At 66.3% G+C, this 12,344-nt stretch carries 18 protein-coding genes and 1 riboswitch; of the genes, 11 read left to right on the top strand and 7 right to left on the bottom strand.

Annotated elements, in window-relative coordinates; all coding sequences use genetic code 11:
* The first annotated feature begins 223 nt into the window (after positions 1 to 223).
* Positions 224 to 391, top strand: coding sequence for a hypothetical protein (locus tag QM806_RS33400; RefSeq protein WP_155755962.1), 168 nt, complete (start codon positions 224 to 226; stop codon positions 389 to 391).
* A 1-nt stretch (position 392) separates the two neighbouring features.
* Here QM806_RS33400 and QM806_RS33395 read toward each other — a convergent pair whose 3' ends face one another.
* Together QM806_RS33395 and QM806_RS33390 are read right to left on the bottom strand one after the other, a co-directional pair.
* A complete protein-coding gene (locus QM806_RS33395) occupies positions 393 to 851 on the bottom strand; it encodes a helix-turn-helix domain-containing protein (protein ID WP_054246591.1) in 459 nt (152 codons plus the stop codon).
* A 60-nt stretch (positions 852 to 911) separates the two neighbouring features.
* Positions 912 to 1,667, bottom strand: a complete 756-nt coding sequence (locus QM806_RS33390; protein WP_005573486.1) for an alpha/beta fold hydrolase — start codon at positions 1,665 to 1,667, stop codon at positions 912 to 914.
* Positions 1,668 to 1,699: 32 nt separating this feature from the next.
* On the opposite strand from QM806_RS33390, the gene QM806_RS33385 reads away from it, so the two are divergent.
* From QM806_RS33385 to QM806_RS33375, 3 genes are all read left to right on the top strand, one after another.
* Positions 1,700 to 2,014, top strand: a complete 315-nt coding sequence (locus tag QM806_RS33385) for an antibiotic biosynthesis monooxygenase family protein (RefSeq protein WP_005262175.1) — start codon at positions 1,700 to 1,702, stop codon at positions 2,012 to 2,014.
* Positions 2,015 to 2,065: 51 nt separating this feature from the next.
* Positions 2,066 to 2,198: riboswitch (cobalamin riboswitch) on the top strand.
* Between the two features lie 23 nt (positions 2,199 to 2,221).
* The gene (locus QM806_RS33380; RefSeq protein WP_005244930.1) at positions 2,222 to 2,416 is read left to right on the top strand and encodes a CbtB domain-containing protein; all 195 of its coding nucleotides are present in this window, start codon (positions 2,222 to 2,224) and stop codon (positions 2,414 to 2,416) included.
* Positions 2,407 to 3,201, top strand: coding sequence for a CbtA family protein (locus tag QM806_RS33375; RefSeq protein WP_005262174.1), 795 nt, complete (start codon positions 2,407 to 2,409; stop codon positions 3,199 to 3,201). Before QM806_RS33380 ends, QM806_RS33375 begins: the two co-directional genes overlap by 10 nt.
* A gap of 16 nt (positions 3,202 to 3,217) precedes the next feature.
* Here QM806_RS33375 and QM806_RS33370 read toward each other — a convergent pair whose 3' ends face one another.
* Entirely contained in the window at positions 3,218 to 4,159 is a 942-nt protein-coding gene (locus tag QM806_RS33370; protein WP_043793480.1) for a DUF5996 family protein, read from the bottom strand.
* A 142-nt stretch (positions 4,160 to 4,301) separates the two neighbouring features.
* On the opposite strand from QM806_RS33370, the gene QM806_RS33365 reads away from it, so the two are divergent.
* Positions 4,302 to 4,757, top strand: a complete 456-nt coding sequence (locus QM806_RS33365; protein WP_283294148.1) for a hypothetical protein — start codon at positions 4,302 to 4,304, stop codon at positions 4,755 to 4,757.
* Here the strand turns inward: QM806_RS33365 and QM806_RS33360 are convergent.
* Positions 4,754 to 5,419, bottom strand: a complete 666-nt coding sequence (locus QM806_RS33360; protein ID WP_133985997.1) for a DsbA family oxidoreductase — start codon at positions 5,417 to 5,419, stop codon at positions 4,754 to 4,756. The two genes, QM806_RS33365 and QM806_RS33360, sit on opposite strands and share 4 nt — an antisense overlap.
* 236 nt (positions 5,420 to 5,655) lie before the next feature.
* On the opposite strand from QM806_RS33360, the gene QM806_RS33355 reads away from it, so the two are divergent.
* The 5 genes from QM806_RS33355 to QM806_RS33335 are packed head-to-tail and all read left to right on the top strand — an operon-like array spanning position 5,656 to position 7,634.
* Positions 5,656 to 5,850, top strand: coding sequence for a CbtB domain-containing protein (locus QM806_RS33355; protein WP_005244942.1), 195 nt, complete (start codon positions 5,656 to 5,658; stop codon positions 5,848 to 5,850).
* Between the two features lie 26 nt (positions 5,851 to 5,876).
* Complete coding sequence (locus QM806_RS33350) at positions 5,877 to 6,320, top strand: SH3-like domain-containing protein (RefSeq protein ID WP_133985996.1); 444 nt, start codon at positions 5,877 to 5,879, stop codon at positions 6,318 to 6,320.
* A complete protein-coding gene (locus tag QM806_RS33345) occupies positions 6,317 to 6,616 on the top strand; it encodes an SH3-like domain-containing protein (RefSeq protein WP_005262167.1) in 300 nt (99 codons plus the stop codon). The genes QM806_RS33350 and QM806_RS33345 overlap by 4 nt, the downstream gene beginning before the upstream one ends.
* Positions 6,613 to 7,302: a thiocyanate hydrolase subunit gamma gene (gene scnC, locus QM806_RS33340; RefSeq protein WP_133985995.1), complete on the top strand. Its 690-nt coding sequence runs from the start codon at positions 6,613 to 6,615 to the stop codon at positions 7,300 to 7,302. Before QM806_RS33345 ends, scnC begins: the two co-directional genes overlap by 4 nt.
* Positions 7,299 to 7,634 (top strand): SH3-like domain-containing protein, encoded by a 336-nt coding sequence (locus QM806_RS33335; protein WP_005262166.1) that lies wholly within the window; start codon positions 7,299 to 7,301, stop codon positions 7,632 to 7,634. The genes scnC and QM806_RS33335 overlap by 4 nt, the downstream gene beginning before the upstream one ends.
* 10 nt (positions 7,635 to 7,644) lie before the next feature.
* Here the strand turns inward: QM806_RS33335 and QM806_RS33330 are convergent, their stop codons facing one another.
* Positions 7,645 to 8,082, bottom strand: coding sequence for an OsmC family protein (locus QM806_RS33330; RefSeq protein ID WP_005244949.1), 438 nt, complete (start codon positions 8,080 to 8,082; stop codon positions 7,645 to 7,647).
* Between the two features lie 39 nt (positions 8,083 to 8,121).
* On the bottom strand, positions 8,122 to 9,072 hold the full coding sequence (locus tag QM806_RS33325) for a helix-turn-helix transcriptional regulator (RefSeq protein ID WP_182623546.1): 951 nt from the start codon (positions 9,070 to 9,072) through the stop codon (positions 8,122 to 8,124).
* Between the two features lie 61 nt (positions 9,073 to 9,133).
* Here QM806_RS33325 and QM806_RS33320 point away from each other — a divergent pair, with 61 nt between their 5' ends.
* Positions 9,134 to 9,715: a TIGR03086 family metal-binding protein gene (locus QM806_RS33320; RefSeq protein ID WP_182623545.1), complete on the top strand. Its 582-nt coding sequence runs from the start codon at positions 9,134 to 9,136 to the stop codon at positions 9,713 to 9,715.
* A 69-nt stretch (positions 9,716 to 9,784) separates the two neighbouring features.
* Here the strand turns inward: QM806_RS33320 and QM806_RS33315 are convergent, their stop codons facing one another.
* Positions 9,785 to 12,322, bottom strand: coding sequence for an ATP-dependent Clp protease ATP-binding subunit (locus tag QM806_RS33315; protein ID WP_005244954.1), 2,538 nt, complete (start codon positions 12,320 to 12,322; stop codon positions 9,785 to 9,787).
* Positions 12,323 to 12,344: the final 22 nt, after the last annotated feature.

The raw sequence follows: 12,344 nt of genomic DNA, 5'->3' as shown, positions 1-12,344 counted from the left end.
CGAAATGCACCCACAGCGGATGATCCGGCGGCCCGGCAAGGGCCGCCTCAACCGCCTCACCATCCCACCGTCAACAGTCATCTGATAGTGGTTGCACACACCCACTTCTGCGCCAGTACCGCCCGGAAGTCGGGATCCACGTTCGGCCATATCGACCGGTTGAGTTCGCCCCGTCCACACACACCGGCATCAGGAATGCCCACGCCGCATTCACCAGATCTGTATGCCCGAGAAACCGCACCAGTTCGGCCGGATCCACCGCACGAAGCTGCCGGTACGTCTGCCGCACCTCGAGCGGCAACGAGTCGATCTGCTCGTCGGTCAGCTGAAGAAGCCGGACGCACGCGTCGAGAACTACCCGACAGGCAGCCACCGGTTGCCCTGCCCCTAGATCAACGGGTCGAGACGAAGCCGTCAGCGGCGTCGCCGGGGTCTGGGGTTTCCTCGTGCGCCATCTCCTCGAACACTTGACCGCGTCGCGCGCGCTCGTGTTGTCGAAAGGCCCGCACGTCCGCCAACTCCACCCGCCGGTGCCTGCCCGGCGACGAGTACGGAATCTTCCCGGCCTCCAGCAACCGCACCAACGTCGGCCGGGAAATGCCCAGCAGTTCCGCGGCCTCCTGCGTCGTCAACACCGTCCGATGCGGCTCCACCGTCACCGCCTGCCCCCGATCCAGAGCCGTGACCGCGTCGACGAGCAGCCTCCGGACACTGTCCGGCAACGGCGCCGAACCCTCCGGAGTCGAGATCGTCACATCATCCTGACCAGCGATAACATACTTCAACGCGGTGAGAAGGTCCCGATCGTCGGCGCCCGGCGGCAACACCGTGTGGTTCATCAGAGCGGCCATACCTCAACCATAAAGCGAAAAAAACGAACACAATCTCCTGCGCAGAGGACGAGGTAGCTCTCAGCCCAGCCCGTCGAGGAATGCCTCGACCACTTTCCGGTACTGCTCCGGTTGGTCGTCGTGGACGAGGTGCCCGGCCCGCTCGATGCGGACGTACTCGGCGCCGGGATGCCGCTCCGCCATGGTCCGCATCTGACCGTCGGGGGTGATCGTGAACTCCCCCTCGATCAGCAGGGCCGGAATCGTGATCGACGCCCACTGGTCCCAGAAGTGCCTGCCGCCCCACTCCTCGGAGATGTCGCGGAACGTGTCGACGTCCCCGTGCAGGTACCAGCCGTCGGCGCGCTTCTCGAAAGAATCCAGGAAGTACTGTCCGGCAACCGGACCGAAGAACTCGAACAGGTCTTCCCGGGTCGCGAACGGCTGCGGCCAGTTCGAGATCATCGCCGCCCAGTCCGCGGCGGTCCGGCCCCGGAAGTCGGGGGCCATGTCTTCGAGCACGAGCGCCGACACCTTCTCGGGGTGTTCGGCCGCCAGGCACCACGCGTGCAGGGCGCCCATCGAATGACCGATCACCACCCACGGCTCGGCGAAAGGCGCGAGTACGGCGGCCAGATCTTCCACGAACGCTTCCGTCGTCAACCGCGACGGTGCGGGCCTGCCGTGACCTGCGGCGTCGAACGTGAAGACGTGGCCGTGCTCGCGCAACCACGGCACGTGCCGACCCCAGGTCCGCGCGCTGCCCATCAGCCCGTGCAACAGCAGAATCGGCTGCCCCGTCCCACCCTCGTCGTGCAACGCACTCTCACCTGCCACCCCTCCGACGCTAGCGGAGTAATCTCGCCCGCATGGCAGTGGTGAAGATCAACGCAATCGAAATCCCCGAGGGCGCAGGCCCCGAACTCGAGAAGCGCTTCGCAGCGCGCGCGCACGCCGTGGAGAACTCCCCCGGCTTCCTCGGATTCCAGCTTCTGCGCCCCGTCAAGGGCGAGAACCGCTACTTCGTCGTCACCCAGTGGGAGAGCGAAGAGGCATTCGCGGCGTGGCGCGACGGTCCGGCCCGGGAAGCACACGCGGGTGAGCAGAAGAAGCCGGTGGCGTCCGGAGCTTCGCTGCTCGAGTTCGAGGTCGTTCTCGACGTCGCGGCAGCGAACAAGGGCTGAGAGACGGGGCCGAGCGGGAGGATTGACACGACGGCCCGCCGGGTGCAAAAGTTCGCAGGACAAAGCGATGGTTCGGCAGGAATCCGGTGCAATCCCGGAGCGGTCGCGCCACTGTAAATCGGAGTAGTCCTTCACGGGAGCCACCTCGACAGCCAGATACTGCGGCCATCGCCTGGACCTAGGGGACGCGAAATCCCAGGAGGAACTATGGCACTCGCCTACGCACCCGGCTCGTCGGTCGACACGACCCGTCTCGCCGTCATCTCTTTCGCGATCGTTCTGTTCGCGATGCTCGCTCTCTACCTCGTTGGCTTCGACCAGGGCGCGATTTCGCGCAGTGGCATGTACATGCATGAACTGATGCACGACGGCCGCCACCTCCTGGGTCTGCCATGCCACTGACCGATTCCTTCGCGAAACTCCTCATCCGCGGCCTGCTGGCCGGCCTGATCGCAGGCATCCTGGCCGGTGGCGTCGCGTTCGTCCTCGGTGAGTCGCACATCGATGCGGCCATCGCGATCGAAGAGTCGAACAGCGCCGCCGAAGCCGAAGTCCACTCGCACGATGCCACTCAGGCGGCCGAGCCGGCCGGGCACTCGCACGACGAGGAAGAGGCACTGGTCAGCCGTGACGGACAGCGCTTCGGGCTGTTCCTCGCCACGTCCCTCGCGGGCCTGGCTCTGGGAGCGATCTTCGCCGTCGTCGCGAATTACGCACGTCGAGTGACGACGCTGTCGGGACCATTGCTCGGTCTGACATTGGCCACATTGGGCTGGTTGGCAATCGAGGCTGTGCCGTTCTTCAAGTACCCCGCCAACCCACCGGCTGTCGGAGACCCCGAAACGATCACTCAGCGCACCTGGCTGTGGCTCGCCGCAGTCGTGCTGGGTCTGCTCGCGGTGGTGGCCTCCGTCTTCGCGGCGAAGGCCGTCGCAGCGCAGGAATTCCTGTCGCTGCGAATCGCGGCGCCGGTTCTCGCCTTCCTCGTGGTGGTGACCATCGGCTACCTCGTGCTGCCCACCGTCAATGAAGTGGGCGACGACTTCCCCGCAGAGCTGCTGTGGCAGTTCCGCCTGTCGTCACTCGCGACGCAGGCCACGTTGTGGCTGGTTCTCGGACTGGCATTCGCGTTCCTCACGGAGCGTGCCACCCGGGCCACGACGCCCGCGTCGGCGAACGTCGCCTGACCCACCTGTCAGGGCGTCAGCGGGACTCGTCCCATCGGGCCGGGTCCGCCTCCAGGGCGGCCCGGTCCCAGCCACCCCGCTCGGCCGCCGCGTCGTACGTGCTGTGCAGGAACTTCAGCAGTGCGGCATCGGGATCGTCTGCGGTTCGGACGGTCTCGTACGGCAGCAGGAACTGTCCGTTCTCCTTGCTGTAGAAGGCTCCGTCGGGCCCGACCGGGTAGTCGGCGAAACCGTCCGGTTCCGGGTAGGCGTACGCGTAGAACGCGCCTTCGACGCCACCACCGGGCCAGAAACCGCAGCTGCTCAGCTCGTGCGAGTAGCCCTCGACCATCACCCAGTCTCCGCAGTTCGGTGCTCCCCCAGGATGAGTCGGTGCGGTTCGCCCGGAGAACCGGGTGCAGGCCAGGTCGAGCGCACCCCAGAAGAAGTGCACGGGACTGACCTTCCCGATGAAATGGGAACGGAACTCGTGCAGGACGCGGTCCGCCTGCACGAGCTGCCGCCAGAACTGGTGCACCGACTCACCGTCGTACGAACAGTGCTGGTTGTCCTCCGCGAACGGGACGGCGGGGTCCACCTCGTTGGGCCGGGCCAGAATCGTCGTCGCCACACCCAGTTCGGCCAGCGTGGCCATCGTCTCCGCATAGAAATCGGCCACCGACTTCGGTTCGAGGGCAACCGTCCCGGTGCCGCCCGTACTCGTGCGGATCACCAGTCGATGGTCGGCGAAGTCGAATTCGATGTCGAAGCAGTCGGTGCCGTACGGGACTGTCGACGTCGTGAGACCGCGGGGGCTCACGTACAGCGGAACCTGCCACCAGTGGTTGATCAACGGTGCGTGGGCCAAGCGGATCTTCCCGACTATCTGCGTCCACATGTGCAGGGTGTCCCGCGTCGACGTCCAGTCGTCCACCTTCAACGCCGGCCATGCATCTCCGGGTCGTGTCTGCTCGCGCACAGTGCCTCCCTGCCGACGACGTGCCTTTCAATGTGCCCCTCGTCCGGGGTGATGGCAAGCACGTCGCATCGATACCCGGGTAGGGGTGAACTCCACTCCGTGGGGTGATGTGCCGCGACGTCGCCGATACCAGCATGGGGACATGACCACTCGTACTGCACCCTCGGTCCCGCAGGCGATCGAGCGCGCGTACTGGCTGCTCGGACTCGCCCTGTTCGCCGGCGTGGTCGAGGCCATCGCGCACACATCGACGGCATTGGAGGGCCCGGACGCCGACGTCGGCAGCCTCGCCGGACAACTCGCGGTCCGCGTCGTCGTCTACGGCGCGGTGCTGTTCGTCATGACCCGATTCCGCAGTGGCAGGGCGTGGGCGCGGAACACTCTCGCGATCGGTCTCGGCGTCTTCGGCGTCGCTTCGCTCGTGATGGAGCCGCTCGCCTGGCTGTCGGCCGGCAACGACCCGATGTCCGCCGTCGCGGGTCTGACGCTCGACGCCGCGGTGATCGCGACCGCCCGGCTCACCCATCTCGTGGCGGTGATCGCGGCGGTGGCACTCATGTTCCGGCCCGAAGCCAACCGGTACTTCACGCGCCGCTAGTTCACCTGGGCCGCGCCCGCCTGCGTCAGAAGCTGCAGGAACACGTCCTTCGGCTGCGCGCCGGACACGGCGACGCGGCGGTTGGCGACGAAGAACGGCACCGCCGATACCTGCAGTCGACGGGCGGTCTCGAGGTCGGCGCGGACCGCGTCCGCACCGGCATCGGATTCGAGTTCGGCGCGGACGGTGTCGGCGTCGAGCCCGGCCCGCGACGCGATGTCGACGAGCACCTCGCGATCGTCGATCACGGCTCCCGCACCGAAGTGGGCGCGGAACAGTTCCTCTACCATGGCATCTCGCTCGTCGCCCGCCAGGTGGATCAACCGGTGGGCGTCGAAGGTGTTGGCGGCGATCACGGTGTCGAAGTCGACACTCAGCCCCTCGCCGGCCGCCGTGCGCGCAACGTGTCCGAACATCTGACGGACCTGCTCGGCAGGCATGCCCTTGCTCTCCGCCAGGGCGTCGAGTTCGCTGCGCCGCTCCCCCACCGGCGTCTCCGGCGACAGCTGATACGACCGCCACACCACGTTCACCCGGTCGCGCCCCTCGAACTCCGCGAGGGCCGACAGGAAACGGTGCTTGCCGATGTAGCACCAGGGGCAGGCGACGTCGGACCAGATCTCGATCTCGATGTCGCCGTCGGTGTTCTGCTGTGTCGTCACAGTTCAGTGGAACGAATCGCCGGTGCATTCTGTTCCGCCGGGTTCGACACGGTGTTTGTCTTGGTTCGCCGCGCTGCATTTCCGCACGCCGGATTCGACCGAACGGTACGGTGATGGAATCGACACGGCGAGAGTAACGTCGTATCGATCGTGCCGCTGAGCAAGGGGCGCTCGTCGCGATGCCCGGACAATCGACGGCCGACAGTTGCGGAACCCGAACTCCTCCAGGAGTAGCCATGGTTTACGTCTCTTCACCGAGCAAGTCCGTCGAGTCACTCGGAATCGTGCTGATCGCCGTCGGAGTCGTCCTGCTCGCCCTGCTCACCCTCTACCTGGTCGGATTCGACCAGGGTGCGATCTCCCGAAGTGGCATGTACCTGCACGAATTGATGCACGACGGCCGCCATCTCCTGGGAGTTCCCTGTCACTAGTTCCACCACCACCACTGGAGCACGCGATGAACTCTCCAGCAGATTTCGAAGCACAGGCGAACAGGGTCGCGGAGTACGGCCCGATCCATCACGCAGAGATGGATTCGCCGTATTACCTGTCCAATTCCGCGTTCGACGCGTTGCGACACGTTCTCCACGACGTCGGCGGCCAGGCCGCCCTTCCCGTCAAGTACGAGGAGAAGGTCGAAGAGGACTGGGAGATGAGTACGTACGTGACGTGCGAATGCCTCGGATGGCGCGGTGTGTGGAACTCCGAGGAGCGCCGCCGCGCCGAGAACGACCTGGGCGCAACGCTGTACTTCGGGTTGCCGTACTACGCGCGGTGGATCACGGTGGCCGCCAAGACACTCATCAACAAGGGCCTGATCACGCCCGACGAACTCTCCGCCAAGATCGACGAGGTCCGGACCCGGTCGGGTGGCGGAAACGCGACCGGAGGCCAGTCATGACGAAGTTCGAGATCGGCGACCGGGTCACCGTCAAGGACGCGACCTCGATGTTCCACACCCGAACCCAGGCATTCATCCGCGGGCGCACCGGAGTCGTCGTCGAGCACCGCCCGGAGTGGGTGATTCCCGAGGACGAGGCGTGGGGTCGCGTGGAAGACGGCCGGACCGAGCCGTTCTACGTCGTCCGCTTCCGGCAGACCGACCTCTGGCCCCGCTACACCGGATTCGAGATCGACACGTTGGAAACCGAGTGCTCCGAGCGGTGGCTCGAGCCGGCAGGAGAGGCGGACACATGACGCATTCGCACGACGATCACGCCCCGATCCAGGCCTCGGAGGAGGTCAGCGAGTTCGAGATCCTGGAGACCGCCATTCGGGAACTGTCCATCGAACACGGACTGTTCTCCCGGGAGGATCACCGCCGCTTCTCCGAATGGGCCGAATCGGTAGGGCCCTCGGGTGGTTCGAAATTGGTCGCGAAAGCGTGGGTCGACCCGGAATTCAAGAAGCGGCTGCTGGCCGACGGCACCGAAACCTGCAAAGAAGTGGGGATCGACTGGCGCGACCCGACCGGAACGGGCACGCCGAGCGACTACACGTACTTCTACGTGCTGGAGAACACCCCGAAGGTCCACAACGTCATCGTCTGCACGTTGTGTTCGTGCTATCCGCGGCCCGTTCTCGGTATGTCTCCGGACTGGTACCGCACCCCCAACTATCGCCGCCGGTTGGTGCGCTGGCCCCGCGAGGTAATCGCGGAGTTCGGCTTGCACTTCCCGTCGGATGTCGAAGTGCGCGTGCATGATTCGAACCAGAAATCACGGTTCATGGTGATGCCGATGCGCCCCGAGGGCACCGAGGGGTGGAGCGAGGAACAACTGGCGTCGATCGTCACCCGCGACACCATGATCGGTGTTGCCGTCCCACAGGTCGATTGGACTGCGACCACACCACCCTCGGACAACGGAGGAACCGCGCGATGATGACGGACAAGGCATACGACGTCATCCTGAACACGCTGACGCCGGAGACGACCCGCGACGACGTGACGCTGCCGGACCTCGACCGCAAGCCCGACCCGTGGGAATCGAGCATGCAGGCCACCGCGGAATGCCTGTCCTGGCGTGGCGCCTGGGACAATCTCGACAGGCGCCACACCGAGGACCAGCTGGGCGAAACCGTGTACCGCGACTTCCCCGTCCGCTCCCGGTCCGTCGTCGCCACCGCTCACGCGTTGATGGACAAGGGCGTCATCAGCCCGGACGAACTCCAGGCGAAGATGGAGGAAGTGCGGGCACGGTTCAACCGTCAGTAGCCGGCCGCACTCAGGACTCGAGTGCCGCGTCCAGCGTGATCTCGACTCCGGTGAGCGCCTTGCTCACGGGGCACGACTCCTTGGCGGCCTGAGCGGCCTTCGCGAAGCCGTCGGCGTCGAGACCGTCCACCTCGCCGCGGACCGTCAGCTTGATGCCGGTGAGCTTGAAACCCGGGTTGTCCGGTCCGAGTGAGACATCCGCCTTCACCTCGAGGCTCTGCGGGGTGCCGCCTGCCTCTGCGATGAGTGCGGACAGCTGCATCGCGTAGCAGGAGGAATGCGCCGCGGCGATCAGCTCCTCCGGGCTGGTGGTTCCCCCCGCCTCTTCGGCCGCCCGCTTGGGGAACGAGACGTCGAACGTCGCGACACCGGAACTGGTGAGTTCCACCTGGCCGCTTCCCTGTTCGAGCGATCCGTTCCAAGCGGTCCGTGCGGTACGTGTCGGCATGCCACATCCTCTCGTGGTTCTTCGGTTTACGTGTCGAACCTACTCGTACCGGGCGGCCATCCGCAGCGCGCGGGAACGCAGGGCGGCCCGCAGAGCGTCCGGTGCCAGCACTTCCGCGTCCTCACCGAACGCCCACAGAACCCCGCGTGCGTGGGAGTCGTCGCCGAACACCACTTCCAGGCGCACCCGGTCGCCGTCGACCGACTGCTCGGATCGGACGGCATAGGCACGCTCCACCAGGTCGTCGCGACGCTCACGGTGCACGAGAACATCGGCGACCACCGGTGTCCCGCGCGCCCGGAACGCCGAACGGCGACGCTCCCAGATCGCGGCGAGGTCGATGTCGGCCGATCTCTGCGCCGGCTCGTCGAGTTCACGGACGTCCTCGATCCGCTCGAGCCGGTACGTCCGGTCGCGGCCGGCGTCCGTCGCCACCAGATACCACCGTCCCGCCGCATGGATGAGGCCCTGCGGGTCGATGACGCGCCACACCGCATCGTTGCCCCGCGACGGGTAGAGGATGCTCAGCCGCCGGCCCACGAAAACCGCCTGCTGGATCAGCCCGAGGTGATCGTCGACCGGTTCCGGATCGGTCAGCCACGTTCCCTGGGTGACGAACACCCGCTCCGCCACCTTCGTCGCCGCGGCCCGGTGCGCGTCCGGCATCGCCGCCACCACCTTGCGCATCGCCGACGCGAACGCCGGCGCCATGCCCAGTGATTCCGACGTCACCGCCGAGCCGGCCGCCAGCAGGGCCTTGGCCTCGTCGACAGTCAGGCCTGTGAGGTCGGTGGTGAATCCCGGCAGCAACCCGAAGCCGCCGTCACGGCCGCGTTCGGCGTACACAGGTATCCCCGCCGTCGACAATGCGTCGATGTCCCGCAGCACGGTGCGCGGGGACACCTCGAGTTCGCGGGCCAGCGCCGACGCCGACATTCGCCCGCGGTTGCGGAGCAGGAGGACGAGCGAGAGCAGGCGGTCGGCGCGCATGGGAAAAGTCTGTCAGAAATACATGACAGAAGATGTCATGTTTTGCGGCGATAGTTGCCTCATGACGAACACGACAGATCCCCGGCCCCTGTACCTCGAAGCCCTCACCTGGACGGCCGGCCTCATCGAGAAAGTCCGCGAGGACCAGCTGACGGCATCCACTCCGTGCGCCGACTTCGACGTCCGCACCCTGCTCGGCCACCTGGTCGCCACCGTGGAGCGTGCGCGCGTGATCGGTGAGGGCGGTGACCCGAGCACCGTTCCGCTCGTCGTCACCGACTACCCCGGCGACGGCTACGCGGACGCCTACCGGTCCGCCACGGACCGCGTGTGGTCCGTCTGGACCGACGACAGCCGGCTCGACGCGACGGTGACGGCGCCGTGGGGCACGGTCCCCGGCCGTGCCGCTATCTGGGGCTACATCAACGAGACCCTCGTGCACGGATGGGACCTGGCCGTCGCCACCAGCCAACCCTCCGAAACCCGCCCGGAGCTCGCCGAGGCCATGCTCGCCGTCGCACGGCACGCGATCCCGGCGGATACGCGCGGCGGGCACGTGCCGTTCGCGGACGTGGTCGAGCCGCACCCCACCGCCGGTCCCACCGAGCGCCTCGCCAACTGGTCGGGACGCAAGAGCATCTGACCCCGCACACACGAACGGGCCGCCGGTGGAAACCACCGGCGGCCCGTTGTCGTTCGACTACTGCCTTGTCTACTCCGAGTCTGCTGCGCCCGACTTGGCCAGGTCGACCGGAACCTCGTCGGGGACCGTGACCGGCTTCGTCTCGCCGCGGAACGTGAACTTCGCGTCCTCGCCCGCGCCTTCGCCGTCCCAGTTCTCGACGTCGACGTACACGATCTGACCGGGGCCGACCTCGCCGAAGAGAATCTTCTCCGACAGCTGGTCCTCGATCTCGCGCTGGATGGTGCGACGCAGCGGCCGCGCACCCAGGACCGGATCGAAGCCACGCTTGGCCAGCAGCGACTTGGCCTTGTCGGTGACCTCCATCGTCATGTCCTTGTTCTTCAAGGCCACCTCGACGCGTGCCACCATCAGGTCCACCATCTGAACGATCTGCTCGGTGGTGAGCTGGTGGAACACGACGATGTCGTCGATGCGGTTGAGGAACTCGGGACGGAAGTGCTTCTTCAGCTCGTCGTGGACCTTGAGCTTCATCCGCTCGTAGTTCGACTCGTCGCCCTTACCGGACGTGAAGCCGAGACCCACAGCCTTGGAGATGTCCGAGGTACCGAGGTTCGAGGTGAAGATGAGCACCGTGTTCTTGAAGTCCACGGTCCGGCCCTGACCGTCGGTGAGACGGCCGTCTTCGAGCACCTGCAGGAGCGTGTTGTAGATCTCCTGGTGTGCCTTCTCGATCTCGTCGAACAGCACCACGCTGAACGGCTTGCGGCGCACCTTCTCGGTGAGCTGGCCGCCCTCTTCGTAGCCGACGTAGCCGGGAGGGGCACCGAACAGCCGCGACGCGGTGAAGCGGTCGTGGAACTCACCCATGTCGATCTGGATGAGAGCGTCGTCCTCACCGAACAGGAAGTTGGCGAGCGACTTGGCCAGCTCGGTCTTACCGACACCGGACGGGCCGGCGAAGATGAACGAACCGGACGGACGCTTCGGGTCCTTCAGGCCGGCACGGGTACGACGGATGGCCTTGGCGACAGCCTTGACCGCGTCTTCCTGACCGATGATCCGCTTGTGCAGCTCCTCCTCCATGCGGAGCAGACGCGTGGTCTCCTCCTCGGTGAGCTTGAACACGGGGATGCCGGTCCAGTTACCCAGGACCTCGGCGATCTGCTCGTCGTCGACCTCGGCGATGACGTCCAGGTCACCGGAACGCCACTGCTTCTCCCGCTCCGCACGCTGAGCGACGAGGGTCTTCTCCTTGTCGCGCAGGTTCGCGGCCTTCTCGAAGTCCTGCGCGTCGATCGCGGACTCCTTCTCGCGGCGGGCGTCGGCGATCTTGTCGTCGAACTCGCGGAGGTCCGGCGGTGCGGTCATCCGGCGGATGCGCATCCGGGCTCCGGCCTCGTCGATGAGGTCGATGGCCTTGTCCGGCAGGAAGCGGTCGTTGATGTAGCGATCGGCCAGGGTGGCCGCGGCGACGAGTGCACCGTCCGTGATGGACACGCGGTGGTGCGCCTCGTAACGGTCGCGAAGACCCTTGAGGATCTCGATGGTGTGTTCCACCGTCGGCTCGCCGACCTGCACCGGCTGGAAGCGGCGCTCGAGTGCGGCGTCCTTCTCGATGTACTTGCGGTACTCGTCGAGGGTGGTGGCACCGATGGTCTGCAGCTCACCGCGGGCGAGCTTCGGCTTGAGGATCGAGGCCGCGTCGATGGCGCCCTCGGCCGCGCCTGCACCCACGAGGGTGTGCAGCTCGTCGATGAACAGGATGATGTCGCCGCGGGTGTTGATCTCCTTGAGGACCTTCTTCAGGCGCTCTTCGAAGTCACCGCGGTAACGGCTGCCGGCCACGAGCGACCCGAGGTCGAGCGTGTACAGCTGCTTGTCCTTGAGCGTCTCGGGGACCTCGCCGTTGACGATGGCCTGAGCGAGACCCTCGACGACGGCGGTCTTACCGACACCGGGCTCGCCGATCAGCACCGGGTTGTTCTTGGTACGGCGCGACAGCACCTGCATGACGCGCTCGATTTCCTTCGAGCGGCCGATGACGGGGTCGAGCTTGCCTTCGAGGGCGGCCTGGGTGAGGTTGCGACCGAACTGGTCGAGCACCAGCGACGTGGACGGGGTGCCCGCCTCGCCGCGAGTGCCGCCGGCCTCGGCCGGCTCCTTGCCCTGGTAGCCGGAGAGCAGCTGGATCACCTGCTGACGCACCCGGTTGAGGTCGGCACCGAGCTTGACGAGCACCTGCGCTGCGACGCCTTCACCCTCGCGGATGAGGCCGAGCAGGATGTGCTCCGTACCGATGTAGTTGTGTCCGAGCTGCAGTGCCTCGCGCAGGCTGAGCTCCAGGACTTTTTTGGCACGCGGGGTGAAGGGGATGTGGCCGGACGGGGCCTGCTGGCCCTGGCCGATGATCTCCTCGACCTGGCTGCGCACTCCTTCGAGGGAGATGCCCAACGACTCCAGCGACTTGGCAGCGACACCTTCGCCCTCGTGAATGAGGCCGAGCAGGATGTGCTCCGTACCGATGTAGTTGTGGTTGAGCATCCTGGCTTCTTCTTGAGCCAGGACAACAACGCGCCGTGCGCGATCGGTGAACCTCTCGAACATCGCTCTCCCTCACACTTTCCGA

The sequence above is a fragment of the Rhodococcus sp. IEGM 1351 genome, assembly GCF_030056875.1.
In the GTDB taxonomy this organism is placed as follows: Bacteria; Actinomycetota; Actinomycetes; order Mycobacteriales; family Mycobacteriaceae; genus Rhodococcus_F; species Rhodococcus_F opacus.
Note: the sequence above shows the minus strand (reverse complement) of the source record. Positions and strands in the feature narration are given on the sequence as shown.

What these genes read in the sequence shown, in the direction of transcription:
- QM806_RS33400 (WP_155755962.1), top strand. Translation starts at nt 224, where the DNA reads ATGCCCGAGAAACCGCACCAGTTCGGCCGGATCCACCGCACGAAGCTG.
- QM806_RS33395 (WP_054246591.1), bottom strand. Translation starts at nt 851, where the DNA reads ATGGCCGCTCTGATGAACCACACGGTGTTGCCGCCGGGCGCCGACGAT.
- QM806_RS33385 (WP_005262175.1), top strand. Translation starts at nt 1,700, where the DNA reads ATGGCAGTGGTGAAGATCAACGCAATCGAAATCCCCGAGGGCGCAGGC.
- QM806_RS33380 (WP_005244930.1), top strand. Translation starts at nt 2,222, where the DNA reads ATGGCACTCGCCTACGCACCCGGCTCGTCGGTCGACACGACCCGTCTC.
- QM806_RS33375 (WP_005262174.1), top strand. Translation starts at nt 2,407, where the DNA reads ATGCCACTGACCGATTCCTTCGCGAAACTCCTCATCCGCGGCCTGCTG.
- QM806_RS33365 (WP_283294148.1), top strand. Translation starts at nt 4,302, where the DNA reads ATGACCACTCGTACTGCACCCTCGGTCCCGCAGGCGATCGAGCGCGCG.
- QM806_RS33355 (WP_005244942.1), top strand. Translation starts at nt 5,656, where the DNA reads ATGGTTTACGTCTCTTCACCGAGCAAGTCCGTCGAGTCACTCGGAATC.
- QM806_RS33350 (WP_133985996.1), top strand. Translation starts at nt 5,877, where the DNA reads ATGAACTCTCCAGCAGATTTCGAAGCACAGGCGAACAGGGTCGCGGAG.
- QM806_RS33345 (WP_005262167.1), top strand. Translation starts at nt 6,317, where the DNA reads ATGACGAAGTTCGAGATCGGCGACCGGGTCACCGTCAAGGACGCGACC.
- scnC (WP_133985995.1), top strand. Translation starts at nt 6,613, where the DNA reads ATGACGCATTCGCACGACGATCACGCCCCGATCCAGGCCTCGGAGGAG.
- QM806_RS33335 (WP_005262166.1), top strand. Translation starts at nt 7,299, where the DNA reads ATGATGACGGACAAGGCATACGACGTCATCCTGAACACGCTGACGCCG.
- QM806_RS33330 (WP_005244949.1), bottom strand. Translation starts at nt 8,082, where the DNA reads ATGCCGACACGTACCGCACGGACCGCTTGGAACGGATCGCTCGAACAG.
- QM806_RS33325 (WP_182623546.1), bottom strand. Translation starts at nt 9,072, where the DNA reads ATGCGCGCCGACCGCCTGCTCTCGCTCGTCCTCCTGCTCCGCAACCGC.
- QM806_RS33320 (WP_182623545.1), top strand. Translation starts at nt 9,134, where the DNA reads ATGACGAACACGACAGATCCCCGGCCCCTGTACCTCGAAGCCCTCACC.
- QM806_RS33315 (WP_005244954.1), bottom strand. Translation starts at nt 12,322, where the DNA reads ATGTTCGAGAGGTTCACCGATCGCGCACGGCGCGTTGTTGTCCTGGCT.